13 protein-coding genes and 1 pseudogene are annotated in these 15,334 nt (G+C 50.1%); 6 read left to right on the top strand and 8 right to left on the bottom strand.

Annotation, left to right across the window (positions count from 1 at the left end; genetic code table 11):
- Positions 1-5: 5 nt before the first annotated feature.
- Positions 6-521, bottom strand: coding sequence for a hypothetical protein (locus tag JOD20_RS08280; protein ID WP_204754818.1), 516 nt, complete (start codon positions 519-521; stop codon positions 6-8).
- A gap of 2 nt (positions 522-523) precedes the next feature.
- Entirely contained in the window at positions 524-1,375 is an 852-nt protein-coding gene (locus tag JOD20_RS08275; protein WP_204754817.1) for a hypothetical protein, read from the bottom strand.
- Between the two features lie 237 nt (positions 1,376-1,612).
- On the opposite strand from JOD20_RS08275, the gene JOD20_RS08270 reads away from it, so the two are divergent.
- The gene (locus JOD20_RS08270; RefSeq protein WP_204754816.1) at positions 1,613-3,532 is read left to right on the top strand and encodes a hypothetical protein; all 1,920 of its coding nucleotides are present in this window, start codon (positions 1,613-1,615) and stop codon (positions 3,530-3,532) included.
- A 186-nt stretch (positions 3,533-3,718) separates the two neighbouring features.
- Here the strand turns inward: JOD20_RS08270 and JOD20_RS08265 are convergent, their stop codons facing one another.
- The 6 genes and pseudogenes from JOD20_RS08265 to JOD20_RS26975 form a co-directional block, all read right to left on the bottom strand.
- Entirely contained in the window at positions 3,719-4,288 is a 570-nt protein-coding gene (locus tag JOD20_RS08265; protein ID WP_204754815.1) for a hypothetical protein, read from the bottom strand.
- Positions 4,289-4,300: 12 nt separating this feature from the next.
- Positions 4,301-4,864 (bottom strand): hypothetical protein, encoded by a 564-nt coding sequence (locus tag JOD20_RS08260; RefSeq protein ID WP_204754814.1) that lies wholly within the window; start codon positions 4,862-4,864, stop codon positions 4,301-4,303.
- Between the two features lie 12 nt (positions 4,865-4,876).
- On the bottom strand, positions 4,877-5,452 hold the full coding sequence (locus JOD20_RS08255) for a hypothetical protein (RefSeq protein ID WP_204754813.1): 576 nt from the start codon (positions 5,450-5,452) through the stop codon (positions 4,877-4,879).
- A gap of 12 nt (positions 5,453-5,464) precedes the next feature.
- Positions 5,465-5,920, bottom strand: coding sequence for a hypothetical protein (locus JOD20_RS08250; protein WP_204754812.1), 456 nt, complete (start codon positions 5,918-5,920; stop codon positions 5,465-5,467).
- Positions 5,921-6,006: 86 nt separating this feature from the next.
- The gene (locus tag JOD20_RS08245) at positions 6,007-6,771 is read right to left on the bottom strand and encodes a protein-glutamine glutaminase family protein (RefSeq protein ID WP_239583782.1); all 765 of its coding nucleotides are present in this window, start codon (positions 6,769-6,771) and stop codon (positions 6,007-6,009) included.
- A gap of 30 nt (positions 6,772-6,801) precedes the next feature.
- Positions 6,802-7,029 (bottom strand): annotated as a pseudogene (locus JOD20_RS26975) (WXG100 family type VII secretion target); the annotation flags it as partial.
- 506 nt (positions 7,030-7,535) lie between these two features.
- On the opposite strand from JOD20_RS26975, the gene JOD20_RS08240 reads away from it, so the two are divergent.
- The 5 genes from JOD20_RS08240 (at position 7,536) to JOD20_RS08220 (ending at position 14,923) form a co-directional block, all read left to right on the top strand.
- Positions 7,536-9,233 carry a proline--tRNA ligase gene (locus JOD20_RS08240; RefSeq protein WP_204754810.1) on the top strand — a complete coding sequence of 566 codons (1,698 nt, stop codon included), beginning with the start codon at positions 7,536-7,538 and terminating at the stop codon, positions 9,231-9,233.
- A gap of 563 nt (positions 9,234-9,796) precedes the next feature.
- Positions 9,797-10,612: a pyrroline-5-carboxylate reductase gene (gene proC, locus JOD20_RS08235; protein ID WP_204754809.1), complete on the top strand. Its 816-nt coding sequence runs from the start codon at positions 9,797-9,799 to the stop codon at positions 10,610-10,612.
- A gap of 74 nt (positions 10,613-10,686) precedes the next feature.
- Positions 10,687-12,303, top strand: coding sequence for a Mur ligase family protein (locus tag JOD20_RS08230; RefSeq protein ID WP_204754808.1), 1,617 nt, complete (start codon positions 10,687-10,689; stop codon positions 12,301-12,303).
- Positions 12,300-13,553 carry a hypothetical protein gene (locus JOD20_RS08225; RefSeq protein ID WP_204754807.1) on the top strand — a complete coding sequence of 418 codons (1,254 nt, stop codon included), beginning with the start codon at positions 12,300-12,302 and terminating at the stop codon, positions 13,551-13,553. Before JOD20_RS08230 ends, JOD20_RS08225 begins: the two co-directional genes overlap by 4 nt.
- A 221-nt stretch (positions 13,554-13,774) precedes the next feature.
- Positions 13,775-14,923 (top strand): acyl-CoA dehydrogenase, encoded by a 1,149-nt coding sequence (locus tag JOD20_RS08220; RefSeq protein WP_204754806.1) that lies wholly within the window; start codon positions 13,775-13,777, stop codon positions 14,921-14,923.
- Positions 14,924-15,334 lie beyond the last annotated feature (411 nt).

Here is a 15,334-nt window from a genome sequence, read left to right as displayed (position 1 = left end):
GCTAATTAATCGTCACTGCCAATTAAAAATTCTTCGCGCTCGAAGCTAAATTGATTTCTGCCAACATGTTTATAATATTGTTTGCATAATTTAATATTATATTGTTGACAGTATTGATACAACTTTTGCTCAACCGCAATGCAATAAGCTTGGGGAAAGAGCATCCCAGAGATTCCTGCTTCAATAATCGAGCCATTATTGTAGATAAATTTAAATTTCAAATAATTTGCAGCTTGAGGTATTGATTGCTCATGATAATTGTACGATTCAATCGTCACTAATCGTACCCATTGCCATTGGATCGTCACTATTTTCACTAATGAACGAAACCGAATATATTCAGCATCAATCGTGATAAATGATTGTTTTTGCATATAAAATAGATACAAACATATGATTGTAATAAATCCTATAAATATTGCAAAACTTGATATTCCATTAATCAATAGAGTTAGCGTAATGCTAAGTAAAGCCACAGCAACGATCAATGGAAAATAGATAGTTTTTCGATGCTTATACATTATTAAATACCTAAAAATTGGTAGTAAATTGAGATACCTATTAGAATCACCAAATAAAAGACGAACAATCGCCCAAAGATCATTTTATTAACCAGCTTGGGTACATATAACTGTTGCTCATGCGGGTGAATCAATACTTCAGGTTGGTTGATGGCATTGGGTAACAGCGTTAAGCTCAATTTGAACGCTTGATAGAATGCAAAAGCTGCCAACGCAAACACAAAAGGTAATTGTGCGAAAGCCAGATAGCCAAGCGTCACGATTAAAAGCAGCAAGCCGAGCCGACACAAAGCAGCGGGAATTTTAGTTAATGGTGGCTGATGCAAGCGAAGGATTTTTTGCCACAGGCTTAATCGCTCAGGGTAAATCGTTGGATAAAGCACAGTTTCAATCGTTTTGGTAGGAATTGCATACTGCTGGCTATAATGAGCTAGCTTGGTTTTAAATACCTGTCTCTGTTGCTCAGTAAAGCGCGTATGCACAATCATTGATTGCGTGGCATCAGAAAAGCGGATTTGATATTTGCCAGCTAGATAACGGAGATCGCGATCCATAAACTTTGGCTCTGCTGGCTCCGTAACATATTCAATTGCCTGAATTGTAGCCCAAGCAAACGTGTAATCAGCGCGATAGGTTTGAATACGAATGCCTTGATCATTCAAATAAACATGTTGCCAGGTTAATAAACCAAAACGCACAAATATCAACAAATACCAGCCAAGAAAACAGAGCTTTGCCCAAAACGCAAAATGACTCAAAGCCCCCAGCCCAAATATTAAGCCCAGTGGCCAAACCAAGCTAACCAAAATTAATAAGCGCCGCGAAACGCGCAAGTGAATAATTGATGCATCCATGGAAGGTCTCGTTTCTCTCAGTGATCGAGGATTTCAGCAGTTAAAGATCGTTAGAGTGCAGATTTCTCCCTATCGAGCCAATGAAATGATTGTACTGCCAAGCTTGGGGCTTGGCAACGCGCGTGTTACTCAGGGCCAAATCGTGTACAATAGCGCTAGCTACAAACCGACATCACACCCAAAAACGCACCCAAAACCCACCAAAATTTCAGCCGATTCAGCCGAGGAGTACCGATAATGACTGAACTTCCACTGCGACGATTGATTTTGTACAAGCATGGCGTTGGCTATTTCGAGCGGCGGGGTCAGTTTGAAGGCACGAAGCTCACCCTGGCCTTCAGTCGCGAAGCCATGGACGATGTGCTGAAAAGTTTGGTCGTGTTGGAAAAAGGCGAGGGCCATGTCAAGGGCATCGATTACGAACGGCCTGAATCATGGAGCAATCGGCGGATTGAGCTTGGCGCTGGCCGCCCGCTACGCGATTTATTAACCGAACTGCGCGGGCGACGAATTCGGCTCGCCTTGCGCGATGAAGCCGCCGCCGAAGGCTTGATCGTCGGCATCGACGAGCCACCACCAGAAGAGCCAATCTCGCAGGCTTTGGTGACAATTTACCGCAGCGATGTACGTCAAATCACCTTGCACCGTTTGAATGATATTCGCGGCGTGCAATTGCTCGATGCAGCCGCCGATGAGGTGCTTTGGTCGTTACGCGCCAACAGCGACAAACAAGATTCGCGTACCGCCACGATTCAGCTCGACGAGGGCAAGCACGATTTGCTGGTAGCTTACCTTGCACCAGCCCCAAGTTGGCGGGTTTCATATCGCATTATTGTCGATAATATTGAAACCGAAGTACCTGATGTGCTGCTCCAAGGCTGGGGCTTGTTCGATAACGTGCTCGACGAAGATCTCGAAGATGTACGAATCTCGTTGGTTGCAGGCCGACCAGTTTCGTTCCGCTATCCGCTCTACGAGCCACAACAACCAGAACGGCCCTTGATTGAAGATACGATTCGGCCAGCAGCACCGCCAGCCTATACCTTGGCCGCGCCTGCTCCAGCAGCGGCTCCACGTGGCAAAATGATGCGCGCCATGGCAATGCAAGAAGAAGCATTTGGTGGCGCAGATTTTGATGCCTTAAGTTTAGGAATCGATGAGATGGCAGCAATTGCCCCAGTTGCCGAAGGTGCATCGCAAGGCGCATTGTTTCGCTACGATGTACGCGAGCCGGTTAGCGTTGGGCGCGGGCGCTCGGCGTTAGTACCGTTGCTCAATTTGCGCACATCCTGTCGCCGCGAGTTAATCTATCGCGGCGCTGCTGGCGAGCAAAACCCAATGGTTACGGTACGCTTTGAAAATAGTAGCGGCCTAACCTTGGAGCGTGGCCCAATCACGATTATGGAAAGTCGCTCCTATGGCGGCGAAGCTGTGCTGAATTGGACAGCCGAAGGCGGATCAGTGACGATTCGCTATGCCCAAGCTTTAGAAGTTTCAGTCAAAGAAAATCAAAGCTCGGCCCATCAAACACGGCGTTTGCGGCTTGGACGCGATGTCTTGATTCACGAAGTTGAGGAATCGCTGACCACGATTTACACCGCCACCAACACTGCTGGCGAGGCCCGCGTAATCAAAATTGAGCATCCATTGCGCCACCCCTACGAGCTGTTTGATACCGTGCAGCCAGCAGAAACCAACAGTCAATTGGCAAGTTGGCTCTTGCCGATTCCGGCGCGTGGCGAGGCAGCTTTACGAGTGCGCGAACGGCGCTTAATCGAACGCCGCGAACATATTCGCTCGATCAATTTCGATCAATTACGCCGCTATTTGCATGATCGAATGCTCGATCAAAACACAGTTAGCGAATTGCGCGAAGTGCTTACCCTCTATGCGCGGCTCGATAGCATTGCCCAGCGCTTCAACGAAATTGAGGCCGCACGCCAGAAGATCTACAATCAACAAACCCAAATTCGCGGCAACCTCGATGTGCTCAAAAACGAAGGTGGCGAGGGCGAATTGCGCACCCGCTATATCACCACGCTTGCAGAAACCGAAGACCAATTGAATGCGTTGCGCGAGGAAGAAACGACGCTGCGGAGCGAAGAAGCCGCCTGCCACGTCAAGCTCGAAGAACATCTGAGCCGCTTCCCAGGCTAAAATTCCCCTCACCCCAACCCCTCTCCCGCCTAGCAGGAGAGGGGCTTTTTATTGGGTGGTTAGCAATTCATAGTGATAGAAATGCTGGCGTTGGCTGAGCGGCACAGCGCAAGCTAGCAATGCATCTTCCAAGCCTCCCCCTGCCATTTGAGAAGTGATTTTGTTGGTGAGAGAAGCAACATTTCGTTATTCAACCAATTTCCCAAGCTGGCGAAAATGGTTTTTGACCGCCTCAGCAATCGCTGGATCGTCACTGACAATCGCAGCTGGCGAAGTTGCATTTGCTTGGATCAAACGATATTTAAGCGTTGTATCAGCCACATTTGCTTGCAGTTCGTGATACATCACGGCAGTTTCGGGCGCAATATATTTGTTGCTAATGCTTAGCTCACGCTGATAGGCTCGAATAATCTGCCCATTGAATACAACTAAGGTTGTGCCTTCGGAGACAAAGAATGGAGTTTTTTGATTGGCTTCAGCCCAAGGATTGCGCACAATCAGCGTTTGGTGTGGCCAGTTGTATTCAACGATAGCAGTAGCAGAAATCACATAACTAGCTTGCGCAAGCTCAGGATCGCGCAAGAGATTCCATTCCTGATTGGTCGCAATCCGATCAGCTCGCTGCTGGCTGAGCACGTTTTTTTCAAAAAAATATAATTCATAGTTTGCAACCTGCTTCGTTGCTGGTGGTGTTTGATCTGTTTGCGTGCAGCCAAACATTATGATCAGCAGCCAGCAATAGATCAACCAACGCATTGCAAACCTCCGTTACTCAACCAACTTGCCAAGTTGGCGCAAATGGTTTTTGACCGCCTCTGCAACTGCCGGATCAGCATTGGGAAACGCATGGGGTTCGGCACTTCGAATCATTGTGCTATTTGCGCGTAGCTGATAAACCGAAATCGCCTCTTGATTGCTATACGATTCGATTGTATCCAGCAACAATGGATAATCAGCGGTCAGCGCGGTTGAGTTTGAACGAACACGGCCCATCACAATCTGTTGTTGATTAAAAACAATCACAAAAAAGCCTTCAATATCCATCTCCGCTGGACGATCCTTGGCACTCAGCCCGTGAGGATTGCGAATGCGCAGTTGTTGTTGCGGCCAATCATAAGCAAGCAGATCAGTTTCAGTAATCACGATCGATGCTGCGGCTAAATCAATTGTTTGCAGTGCTGCTGTTGGATTATGATTTGGCCCCTCAAACTGATGAATTGCAGTCCGATCAAAAATATAGATCGCAAATTGCTGCGCTGTGGGTGGCGTATGATCTGCTTGCGCACAGCCAAACATTATGATGAGCACCCAGCAATACATCAACCAACGCATCGCCACCCTCCGTTACTCAACCAACTTGCCAAGTTGGCGCAAATGGTTTTTGACCGCCTCTGCAATTACCGGATCATCCGCTAAAAACTGCGCTTGTGGCGGATACATAACTGCCGATTTCGGATGAAACGAATAGACCAACTTGCCTTGTAATTCAGGACTCTCCATCAGAATATAGTCATTTGATAAGGCCATCGCTGGATATTCAAAGCGGCGAGGGCTGATTGCGGCCACGACCTTGCCGCCAAACAAGCGCTGGCCAGCATAGACCACCACAAATGCACCATCACCGCCAACCATATAAAAAGGTGCATCTATACTGGTTTGGCCCCATGGATTCGTAAAGGTAATCGTTTGGGTGGGCCAATGATAGCTGAGCAATAGCTCTTCGGTTACGGTAAATGCTGCCTGTTCTAACGGCACGACTTGTAAGATCTGCCATGCAGTTTCGGCGGTTGGCCCAAGCCCTGGCACAGCATCTTGATTAAAAATATAGATCGCAAATTGCTGCGCTGTGGGTGGCGTTTGATCTGCTTGCGTGCAGCTAAATAGCACGATCAGCGCCCAACAATAGCTCAACCAACGCATTGCACACCTCCGTTACTCAACCAACTTACCAAGTTGACGCAAATGGTTTTTAACTGCCTCAGCAATTACAGGATCAGCATTGAGAAATGGGTATGGCGCTTGATTTACCCCTAAGCTATTATTCCGCAAGGCATATTGAATTGGCTGATTTGGTTGATATGAATTAGCCAGAATTGATAAAACGGGATATGCATATGAGATTGGGGAAAATTCCAGAATTCGTTTGCCAGCAATAATCGGTTGTTGATTAAACACAACCACAAAATAGGCATCGCTTAATAAGCGTTTTTGATCTGAATCACTTACGGTTGTTTTGTCAATATTAATCTGTTGATTAGTCCAATCATAGGATAGAAGATTATTTTCATTAATTATGAATGAAGCATCAGATAATGCTATATTCAATAAATCCTGATGATGCATCTGACGAAGTTCTTTGGTTTCACTAAAAATGAATATTTGAAACATAGAATCCTCCTGAATAGTACTAGAGTTTCTAGATTGACAGCTAGTTATAGCCAATATTGAAATAATAATCAATGGATAAAGGTATTTCATTGGCAATGCCCTTCTTCTTTACAGACATCCATATAAGTTTGCATTCGATCTTGGGTGATTGCATCAGTTTGTGCTTGATTTTCTGGAGTAACCTCCCAATTCGGGGCATACCATGAAAAACCACGAATATCAATAGTAGCATTGGGGAAGTTCATACTTTGTTTCCATTCTTCAATTGTTACGGGATGATCAAATAATGATGGATCGATGATCATAGGTTGTAGATTTCCTTGTGAATCACGAACCATAATGCTTGGTGCGACATGATAATCCCATTCAACAGGGCCAAAACCATCATATTGAAATTGCTGATCGATACGTAATTCGTTCAATTCATCACCAAGAACAGTATCAAAGATAAAGACTTTTGAAATATGTTCTTGATTCAATGGATAGCGCTCCACCATCCTATTTCCCATAAGATAAGCGCGGGCATAGCAACCATCATATGGAAATTGGAAGGGGATGTCGGTTTCATCGGCCATATCCTCAAAAATCAAGGTGGCATCGGCATAACTGACCGATCCATCAGCATTGACTTGCACCCCATCAGCCCGATCGTTGCGCCAAATCTCTGTAGCTTTGAGTATAAAATCAATCAATTTTTGCAAGAATGGTAGTTTCAAAGGTGGTTCTGGCGGAGTTGGAGTTGGGGTTGCGCCACCACCTTCTTGAACAAACATCGCCCGATTACCACCTAAAGCAACTGCGCCAAAATCGTCGCGAAACAGGGCAGCGGCTTCAGCCTCAGCATCGGCCATGATTTGCCGAATGGCCTTGGTAGTTTCAACACTACCTTGCAACGCATGCAACAAGCGCTGAAAAGCCGGATTAACCACATGCTCAAATTCTTGAAAACAGGCGTTGGCAGCACTGCCTTGCCATTGACCAGCTTGTAACGAGTTTATCGTTTGGCATACACTGGCTTGAATGGTTTGGCTCTGCTCATGCAGTTTTTGGAAACGAACGATAATCGCATCAACAACATCGTACTTGATCTGCACAATGGAAGCGGGCATGGCATGAAACCTCATAACGAGGAGGGGAACTTTGGCTAAAATGCAGGGGGAAATTCGGAGTGTCGCCCTCAATTCTACTCAATCTGCTTGATTATAAGCGCATAGCTCGTTATTGCAAGGGTGATTTTTGAGCATCCGAATATGATTGCCCGATTGACAGGTTTGCATAAGCTATGATAGAGTTGCAGCCACAAAGTTGATAGCAAACGTTGATGGGGATTAGTAGCGCAGCAATAGCCAACCAGCGATTCGAGGATGGTGCAAGCTCGAAATGGACTAGGCTACGCAAACCCACCCCAGAGTTACCGCCGAACCAAGTGTGCATGCCACACCCAAACAAGGTTGGTCGGGTTTGTCGCCGAGATCACGACACGTCAATTCACTGGTTGACGACCAAGGGGAGGCTCATCTGAGCTTCAACTAGGGTGGTACCGCGGTTTTTTAGCCGTCCCTAGATGCAACAGCATCTAGGGACGGTTTTTTTTATTGCTCCAAGGAGGTCGGTTATGCGAATGAGTAGTAGTTTCGGGCGCACATTGCGCGAGGCTCCAAGCGAAGCTGAATTAACGGCCCATCAATTAATTTTGCGTGCTGGCTTGGCCCGTCAATTATTAGCTGGTGGCATGGCGCTGTTGCCACTCGGCATGCGGGTTTTTCGCCGCATCGAAGCGCTGATGCACGCCGAATTGGCAGCAATTGGCGCTGGCGAATTTCGCACGCCAGTCGTGCATGCCGCCAGTTTATGGCAACAAACCGGACGTTATGCCCAATATGGCGAGGCGATGTTGCGCTTCGAGAATCGGAATCAGCAAGCGTTGTTGTTTGCGCCAACTCATGAAGAAGCTGTGGCCGAACTAGCTCGCCGCGAGGTCGATTCGTATCGCCAATTGCCAAGCTTGCTTTATCAAATTCACACCAAATATCGCGACGAATTACGGGTGCGCGGCGGTTTGTTGCGGCTGCGCGAATTCACTATGCTCGATGCCTACTCGCTCGATGCAGATTGGGCTGGCTTGGACGCAGTGTATGATCGGGTTGCCTTGGCCTTCGAAACGATCTTCGAACGCTGCGGCGTGCGCTTCACCGCAGTTGAAGCCGATGGCGGCGAGATGGGCGGACGCGAACCACGCGAATATATGGCCTTTTCGGGCAGCGGCGAAGATACGCTGGTAGTTTGCCAAAACTGCAATTACGCCGCCAATAGCGAGGTCGCGGTGCGCGGCCAAGCTGCTGCAACCAACGAAATTGTGCCAGCCATGAGCGAAATTGCTACGCCAGCCTGCACCACGATTGCAGAATTAGCGACATTTTTGCAGATTAGCGAAGCCCAAACTGCCAAAGCGGTCTTTTTCAACTCAGAAAAAGGCTTGATCTTCGTCGTTGTGCGTGGCGATCGCGAAGTCAACGAAATTAAATTGCGAGCGGCGGCAGGCGTTTCGGCATTGGAAGCAGCCACCCTTGAGCAAATTAGCGCCGTTGGCGCGGTCGCAGGATACGCCTCACCAGTCGGCCTAACCAACGTCACTGTGATCGCCGATCATTCGGTCGTTGGAGTTGGTGGCTTGGTTGCGGGCGCAAATCGTAGCGGCTATCATCTGCAAAACGTAGTGTATGGCCGCGATTGGCAAGCAACAATCGTCGCCGATATTGCCAATGTTGAGGCTGGCGATGCCTGTCCAAGCTGTGGCGCAAGCCTAAGTTTGGAGCGCGGGATCGAAATTGGCCATATTTTCAAATTAGGCACGCGCTACACCGAAGCGCTTGGCGCAACCTATCTTGATCCACAAGGCCAAGCCCAGCCAATCGTCATGGGTTCGTATGGCATTGGTCTCGAACGCTTGTTGCAGGTGATTATCGAGCAACATCACGACGAAAAAGGTATCGTTTGGCCAGCCAGCGTTGCGCCGTTTGATCTGCATTTGGTGCAACTTGGGGCAAGTGCCACGGTCAGCGATGCCGCCAATCAGCTGTATGAACAATTGAATGCTGCTGGCGTGAGCGTGCTCTACGACGACCGCAACGAATCGGCGGGCGTGAAATTTAACGACGCAGATTTACTTGGCATGCCATGGCGGCTCACGGTTGGCGAACGCGGCCTCAAACAACAGGTGGTTGAGCTGCGCAACCGCGCAACGGGTGTGGTCGATACGATTGGGCTTGATGAGGTGGTAACGACGGTTAAGAACATAGAACATAGAGCATAGAACAAAGGATGAGGGATGAAGTCAAAAGGCAGAAGTCAAAAATCAAAAGCAGGCTTCAGGGGCCAGTTTTAACGCAGAGGTGCAGAGGAATAATGGCTATGGGCTGGAGGCTTTGGGCTATCGGAACATCATTCGTGCAATTCGGGCAATTCGTGGCTAAAAATGTTCAAGGCTTTGGGCTAGCAAGAACCTAATTCTAAAAATCTGTGCCAATCTGTGGCCAAAAAACTTAACCTTCGTGGCCTTCGCGTTCTTCGCGGTTTTCGAATCCTTCTTGGATCAATTTTTAACGCAGCGGCGCAGAGTTGAAAAGGATGAAGGATGAGGGATGAGGGATGAAGGGGCTAGGGTTCAGGGGCTAGGCTCTAGGCTTTGGGCTAGCAAGAATCCAATCCTAAAAATCTGTGGCCAAAAAACTTAACCTTCGTGGCCTTCGTGGCCTTCGCGTTCTTCGCGGTTTCCATCCTTCGTCCACTTCGGGAATCAAAACGAACATTGCCGCAGTGTGGCGGCTAGGCAATGCAGCCTGTGAACAATCAACTACTCATGGAGAATAACCGACCATGTTAACCAACCTCAATATTGCAGTTATTGGCACAGGCACAATGGGCGAGGCCGTTATCGGTGGTTTATTGCAAGCAGAATTAGTACAACCAACCCAAGTTTTAGCTGCCACGCCACGCCCTGAGCGACGGCGCGAATTATCGCAACGCTGGGGTATTGCCACCACTGGCGATAACCGCGAGGCCGCAACTTGGGGCAACGTCGTGATTTTGGGCATCAAGCCTCAAATGACCGAGCAAGTGCTGCCCCAACTCAATGGCGCGTTTCAAAGCGATGATCTGATTGTTTCGGTACTGGCGGGCGTGAAAATGCGCCAAATTGCCGAAGCCACCGGCCATAGCGCCATTGCCCGTTCGATGCCCAACACTCCAGCCCAAATTGCTGAAGGGATTACGGTTTGGACCGCCAGCAAAGGCCTTGATCAGGCTCGCCGGGGCTGGGCCAAAATTGTGCTCAGTGCAATTGGCGAGGAAGTTGAGGTCGAAGATGAAAAATTTATGGATATGGCCACAGCCTTATCTGGCACAGGCCCAGCCTATGTTTTTATGGTGATGGAAGCCTTGATCGATGCAGGGGTGCATATGGGTTTTCCTCGCCGCATCGCCGCCCAACTGGTCGAGCAAACGGTGATCGGCGCGGTGCGCTACTCGGCGCAATCGGGCAAGCACGTTGCCGAGTTGCGTAATATGGTCACCTCGCCTGGTGGCACAACCGCCGCCGCGCTCTACGAGCTTGAAAAAGGTCGGTTGCGCACCGTCTTGGCCGATGGGGTTTGGGCGGCCTATCGGCGGGCGCGCGAGCTTGGCGGCGAGTAACGGGCGCAATTGCTTTTTTGGGCTGTCCATGTACCATTAAGCCTACATTCGTGCTGGATTAAGGTTGGTGGCCTATGCTGGAATTTCGTGATATTCGCGCCCTTGAAGGGCCAAATGGCTATGCCCATGCCCCGGTAGCTTTAGTTCGGCTTGTCGGAAATCTGGCTGAAATTCAGGTTTGGCTCGATCAGGTAGCCTATGCGCTCAGCAGTACAGACATCAAGGCTGCTGAGCCAGTCATTCAACAACACCCAAGCCTTGGTGAATTTGCCATCACGTGGGCAACCACAACGCCTGAAAGTTTGGCGCTGCTGCTTGAACAGGTCGCGGGCACTGCCGAGGCCGCCAGTACCGCCGAGATTCAGGCCATGCTTGCCAGAGAACAAGTGCCAAGTACCTTGCAACCCTTGCGTGAACAACATTTGCCAGTGTGGCGCGCTGATGATCGCTGGCTGGTTGGCTACGGCGTGCATAGCCAAAACGCCGCCCAATTCGACCAAACGACCTATCAAGCCTTGCCGATTATCGCCATTAGCGGCACCAACGGCAAAACTACCACCACTCGCTTAATCGATTTTACCCTGCGCACCGCTGGCTACCAGACCGGTCGCACCGACACTGACGGCGTGTGGATCAATAATCAGGCGATTGAGCATGGCGATTGGACAGGCTTTGGCGGGGCGCAACTGGTACTCAGTCAGCCAACAGTTGAGGTGGCGGTGCTCGAAACCGCGCGTGGTGGTTTATTGCGCCGTGGCATTGCCTTCGATCATTGTGATATTGCGGTTTTGACCAATGTTGCCGACGATCATTTGCCTGATCGCGGCTTGGCGACAGTCGCCGAAATGGCCCATTTCAAGGCCACGATTGTGCGAGCAGCCCAAAAAGCTGTCATTTTGAATGCTGATGATCAGGTATTGATAGAGGTGGTTGCGCCCCAAGCGCCTGCGCCGATTATTTGGTTTAGTTTGCAGGCCAACAATCCGTTGATTCTCCAAGCGCAGCAAGCCCAACACAGCTGTTTGTTTCTGGCAGCAGATCAATTGATGCTTGCCAGCGCAGGCCACATTCAACCATTAATTGCTGTGGCTGAATTGCCATTAAGTTTTGGCGGCGTGGCTCAGCACAATATTGCCAACGCCTTGGCAGCAGCAGCAGCCTTGCACGCATTTGGATTAAGTGCAGGCCAGATTGCGCTTGGCCTCGCTGGATTTCGACCAAATGCTGAGCACAATCCAGGCCGCTTGAATCAATTTCAGCGTGATGGCATCACCTTGTTGATCGATTACGCGCACAACAGCGATGGCCTGCGCGTGTTGTTGGCCAGTGCCGAGCCATTGAGCGCAGCCGATGGCCAAATTGCCATGGTGTTTAGTGGCACCGGCGATCGCACCGATCAGCAAATTCAAGAGCAAATGACGATTATCGCGCAACATGTCGATCGTTTGGTGATCAAACGCGATCCTTGGTTTTTGCGCGGACGCGAGCCAGGCACGTTGGAGCCATTGATGATCGCCGCTGCCAGCGCTGCGGGCCTAGATCCAAGCGCAATCACCGAGCTTGAAGGCGACGATAACGCCTTCGCCGAGTTAACGAAAGATGCCAAGCCTGGTGATGTATTGCTGTGGCTGGTGTATAAAGATCGGCTGAGCAAAATTGCGATGGCCCAAGCATGGGAGCGTGCTGAATGAGTGAACCGCAGATCGCGACAGTTGATCAAGCTGAATATCTGTGGAACTCACCGCGCGAAGCCCAAGCACCCAAACGCCCGTTGGTCGAAATTGGCTGGGTGCTGATCGGCACCTTCGAAAAAATCGACGAGGGCGCAATTCGGACAGCCCGCGAGCAAACCCGCGATTATTTGCGCCAATGCTGGCCCGAATTTTCGTGGCGTTTGCCAATCGTCGTGCGCCCCGACCCCGACCCGGGCGATGTTTTGGCCGAACCAATTCGCTTAATCGATATGGCGGTGACCGAACGCTTGACCAAAGGCTGGGATTTTGCGGTCGCCTTCACCGCCACCGATTTGCATGCCTTGAGCAAGCAATACACCTTGGGCACGCCAGCTAGCGGCCTCGATGCAGCCGCCATTTCTACAGCGCGGCTCGACCCAACCGCTCAACGGTCGATGGTGCGCAAGGCTGAGCGCGAATTGGTGCTCAGCAAGCGCATTTGGGCCTTATTTTTACATTTACTTGGCGATTTATTGGCCTTGCCGCATAGCGACGAGCCAAGTAGCCCAATGAGTGTGCCGCGCGTGCCCGAAGATCTCGATGCGGTGCAGGATTTCAGCAGCGAGGAGCGCGAATGGATGCTCGAATCGCTGACCGAAGTTGCTGATTTGCGAGTTGAAGAAACCGGCGAATCATCGCGCAATCCCTTCTTTTTTACCTTGCGGGTGCTGGCCCGTTCAGGTCGCGAAATTCTGGCGGCAGTCGTGCGTAATCGGCCATGGATTTTGGTCTGGCACCTGACCAAATTCACTGGCGCAGCCTTATCAACCTTGCTGATTTTGCTGTTTACCGCCGAGGTATGGGATGTTGGGGTGCGCTTGCCGTTCGATGAAGTTGCTGGAGCGTTGGCAATTACAATTGCCGCCACCACAACCTTCGTCGTTACCCGCCAACGCCTGCTGACGCGGCGCACCCGCTTTCGGCTAACCGAGCAAGTCGTCGTGACCGATTTTGCAATTATCCTGACGATTTTAGGCGCAATGCTTTCAATGGTGCTGCTGCTGATCAGCGCGGCAATGCTGGTGATTTGGGTTGTGCCCAATGAGCTAGCCGAGCGCTGGACCGATTTTGCCACGCTTTCGTTGGAGCATAATCTGGCCTTAGCTGGCACCGTCACCGTGATTGGCCTGATCGTCGGCGCACTCGGGGCCAGCATCGAAGACCAAACCACCTTTCGCCATGTGGCTTTTATCGATGAGGAAACCTAATTAAAAGGATGAATTATGAATTATGAAGGATGAAAGCAAAAATCAAAAGTCAGAAATCAAAAATAAGTTTGGGGATATTGTAAGAATACAAGGTTTAGAAACCTTCGTGTCCTTCGTGGTTAAATTTCATCCTTCATCCCTCATCCTTCATCCTTCTACTAACTTCTTGGTATACTACAGGGAGGCAACGAAGCCGACCAACATCATAGGAGATATGCTCGATGGATTTCCAGTTAACCCAAGAACAGCAAGAACTGCGTCAAACGGTACGTGAATTTGCTGAGCGTGAGTTATTGCCCAAAGCCAAAGAGGTTGATGAAAAAGCCCAAATTCCGGCCTCGACATGGAAAAAAATGGCCGATACTGGCCTCATGGGCTTGCCTTTTGCCGAAGAATTAGGCGGCGCAGGAGCCGACGCGATTAGTGCAGCCCTCGCCGTCGAGGAGATTGCCCGCTGCTGTGGCTCGACCGCACTTTCGTATGCGGCCCACGTTGGTTTAGGCAGCGCCCCAATTGCCATGTTTGGCAACGATCAACAAAAACAACAATTTTTGCGGCCTGCCGCCGAAGGTCGCTACCTTGGCGCGTTTGGCCTAACCGAGCCACATGCAGGCTCAGATGCAGGCTCGACCCGCACCACCGCCGTGCGCGAAGGCAACGAATGGGTGATCAACGGCGCAAAAATGTGGATCACCAACGCTGCCGAAGCTGGCCACTTAATTGTTACTGCAATCACCAATAAAGATCGTGGCAAACGTGGCATCAGCGCAATCATCATTCCCCAAGGCACGCCTGGCGTACATTTTGGCAGCCCTGAGCATAAAATGGGTTTGCGTGGCTCGAATACCCACGCCATCACCTTTGATAATGTGCGCGTGCCAGCCGAAAACTTGCTTGGAGCCGAGGGCGATGGCTTTGTGCAGTTCCTCAAAGTGCTTGATGGCGGGCGGATTTCGATTGGCGCAATGGCAATTGGCCTAGGCGTTGCGGCCATGGAAGCAGCAGTCAGCTATGCCCGTGAGCGCCAAGCCTTTGGCCATGCGATTGGCAGCTATCAATCGATTAGCAATATGCTGGCCGATATGGATACCGAGCTGGAAGCTGCTCGCTTGCTGATTTTACGCGCCGCTTGGCTCAAAGAAAACGGCAAGCCATTCACTCGCGAAGCAGCGATTGCCAAGCTCTACGCCTCAGAAGCTTCAGAACGGGCCTGCCGCAACGCGGTGCAAATCTTTGGCGGCTACGGCTATAGCAGCGAATATCCGGTTGAGCGCTACTATCGCGATACCCGTTTGCTGACGATTGGCGAAGGCACCTCGGAAATTCTGCGCATGGTCATCTCGCGAGGCCTACTTGGCGAATTAGCCTAATTACGTGCAGCATTGAGAAGCCCCTCGCCCATGCGCGGGTGAGGGGTAGTACGATTGGGCAACCAAGAAATCAGGCCAAAACCACCTAATCCAAAGCCCTTCGCCCACGTGCAGTGGATACTCGTTCTGCGCTACTGCGCGAACCAAACCCACAAGGTTTCAATTTCATCACAGACCTACTGTAACCCACCAATCCAAAGCCCCTCGCCCGCGTGCAGTGGGAGAGGGGTTGGGGTGAGGGGATTACAAATTACTTGGAATAGATTAATAATTTCCGTAAATAAAGCTAAATAGCTAACTAAATTGTGCTGCTGATTACACCATATTAATCAGCAGCACGGTAATTGCTTGACAGGCAAACTAATTTCATTATAATCGTGGGCAACAGTTGGCTGCGAGAGAAGCCCGTTG

The organism is Herpetosiphon giganteus, assembly GCF_016907925.1.
Lineage (GTDB): Bacteria > Chloroflexota > Chloroflexia > Chloroflexales > Herpetosiphonaceae > Herpetosiphon > Herpetosiphon giganteus.
Note: the sequence above shows the minus strand (reverse complement) of the source record. Positions and strands in the feature narration are given on the sequence as shown.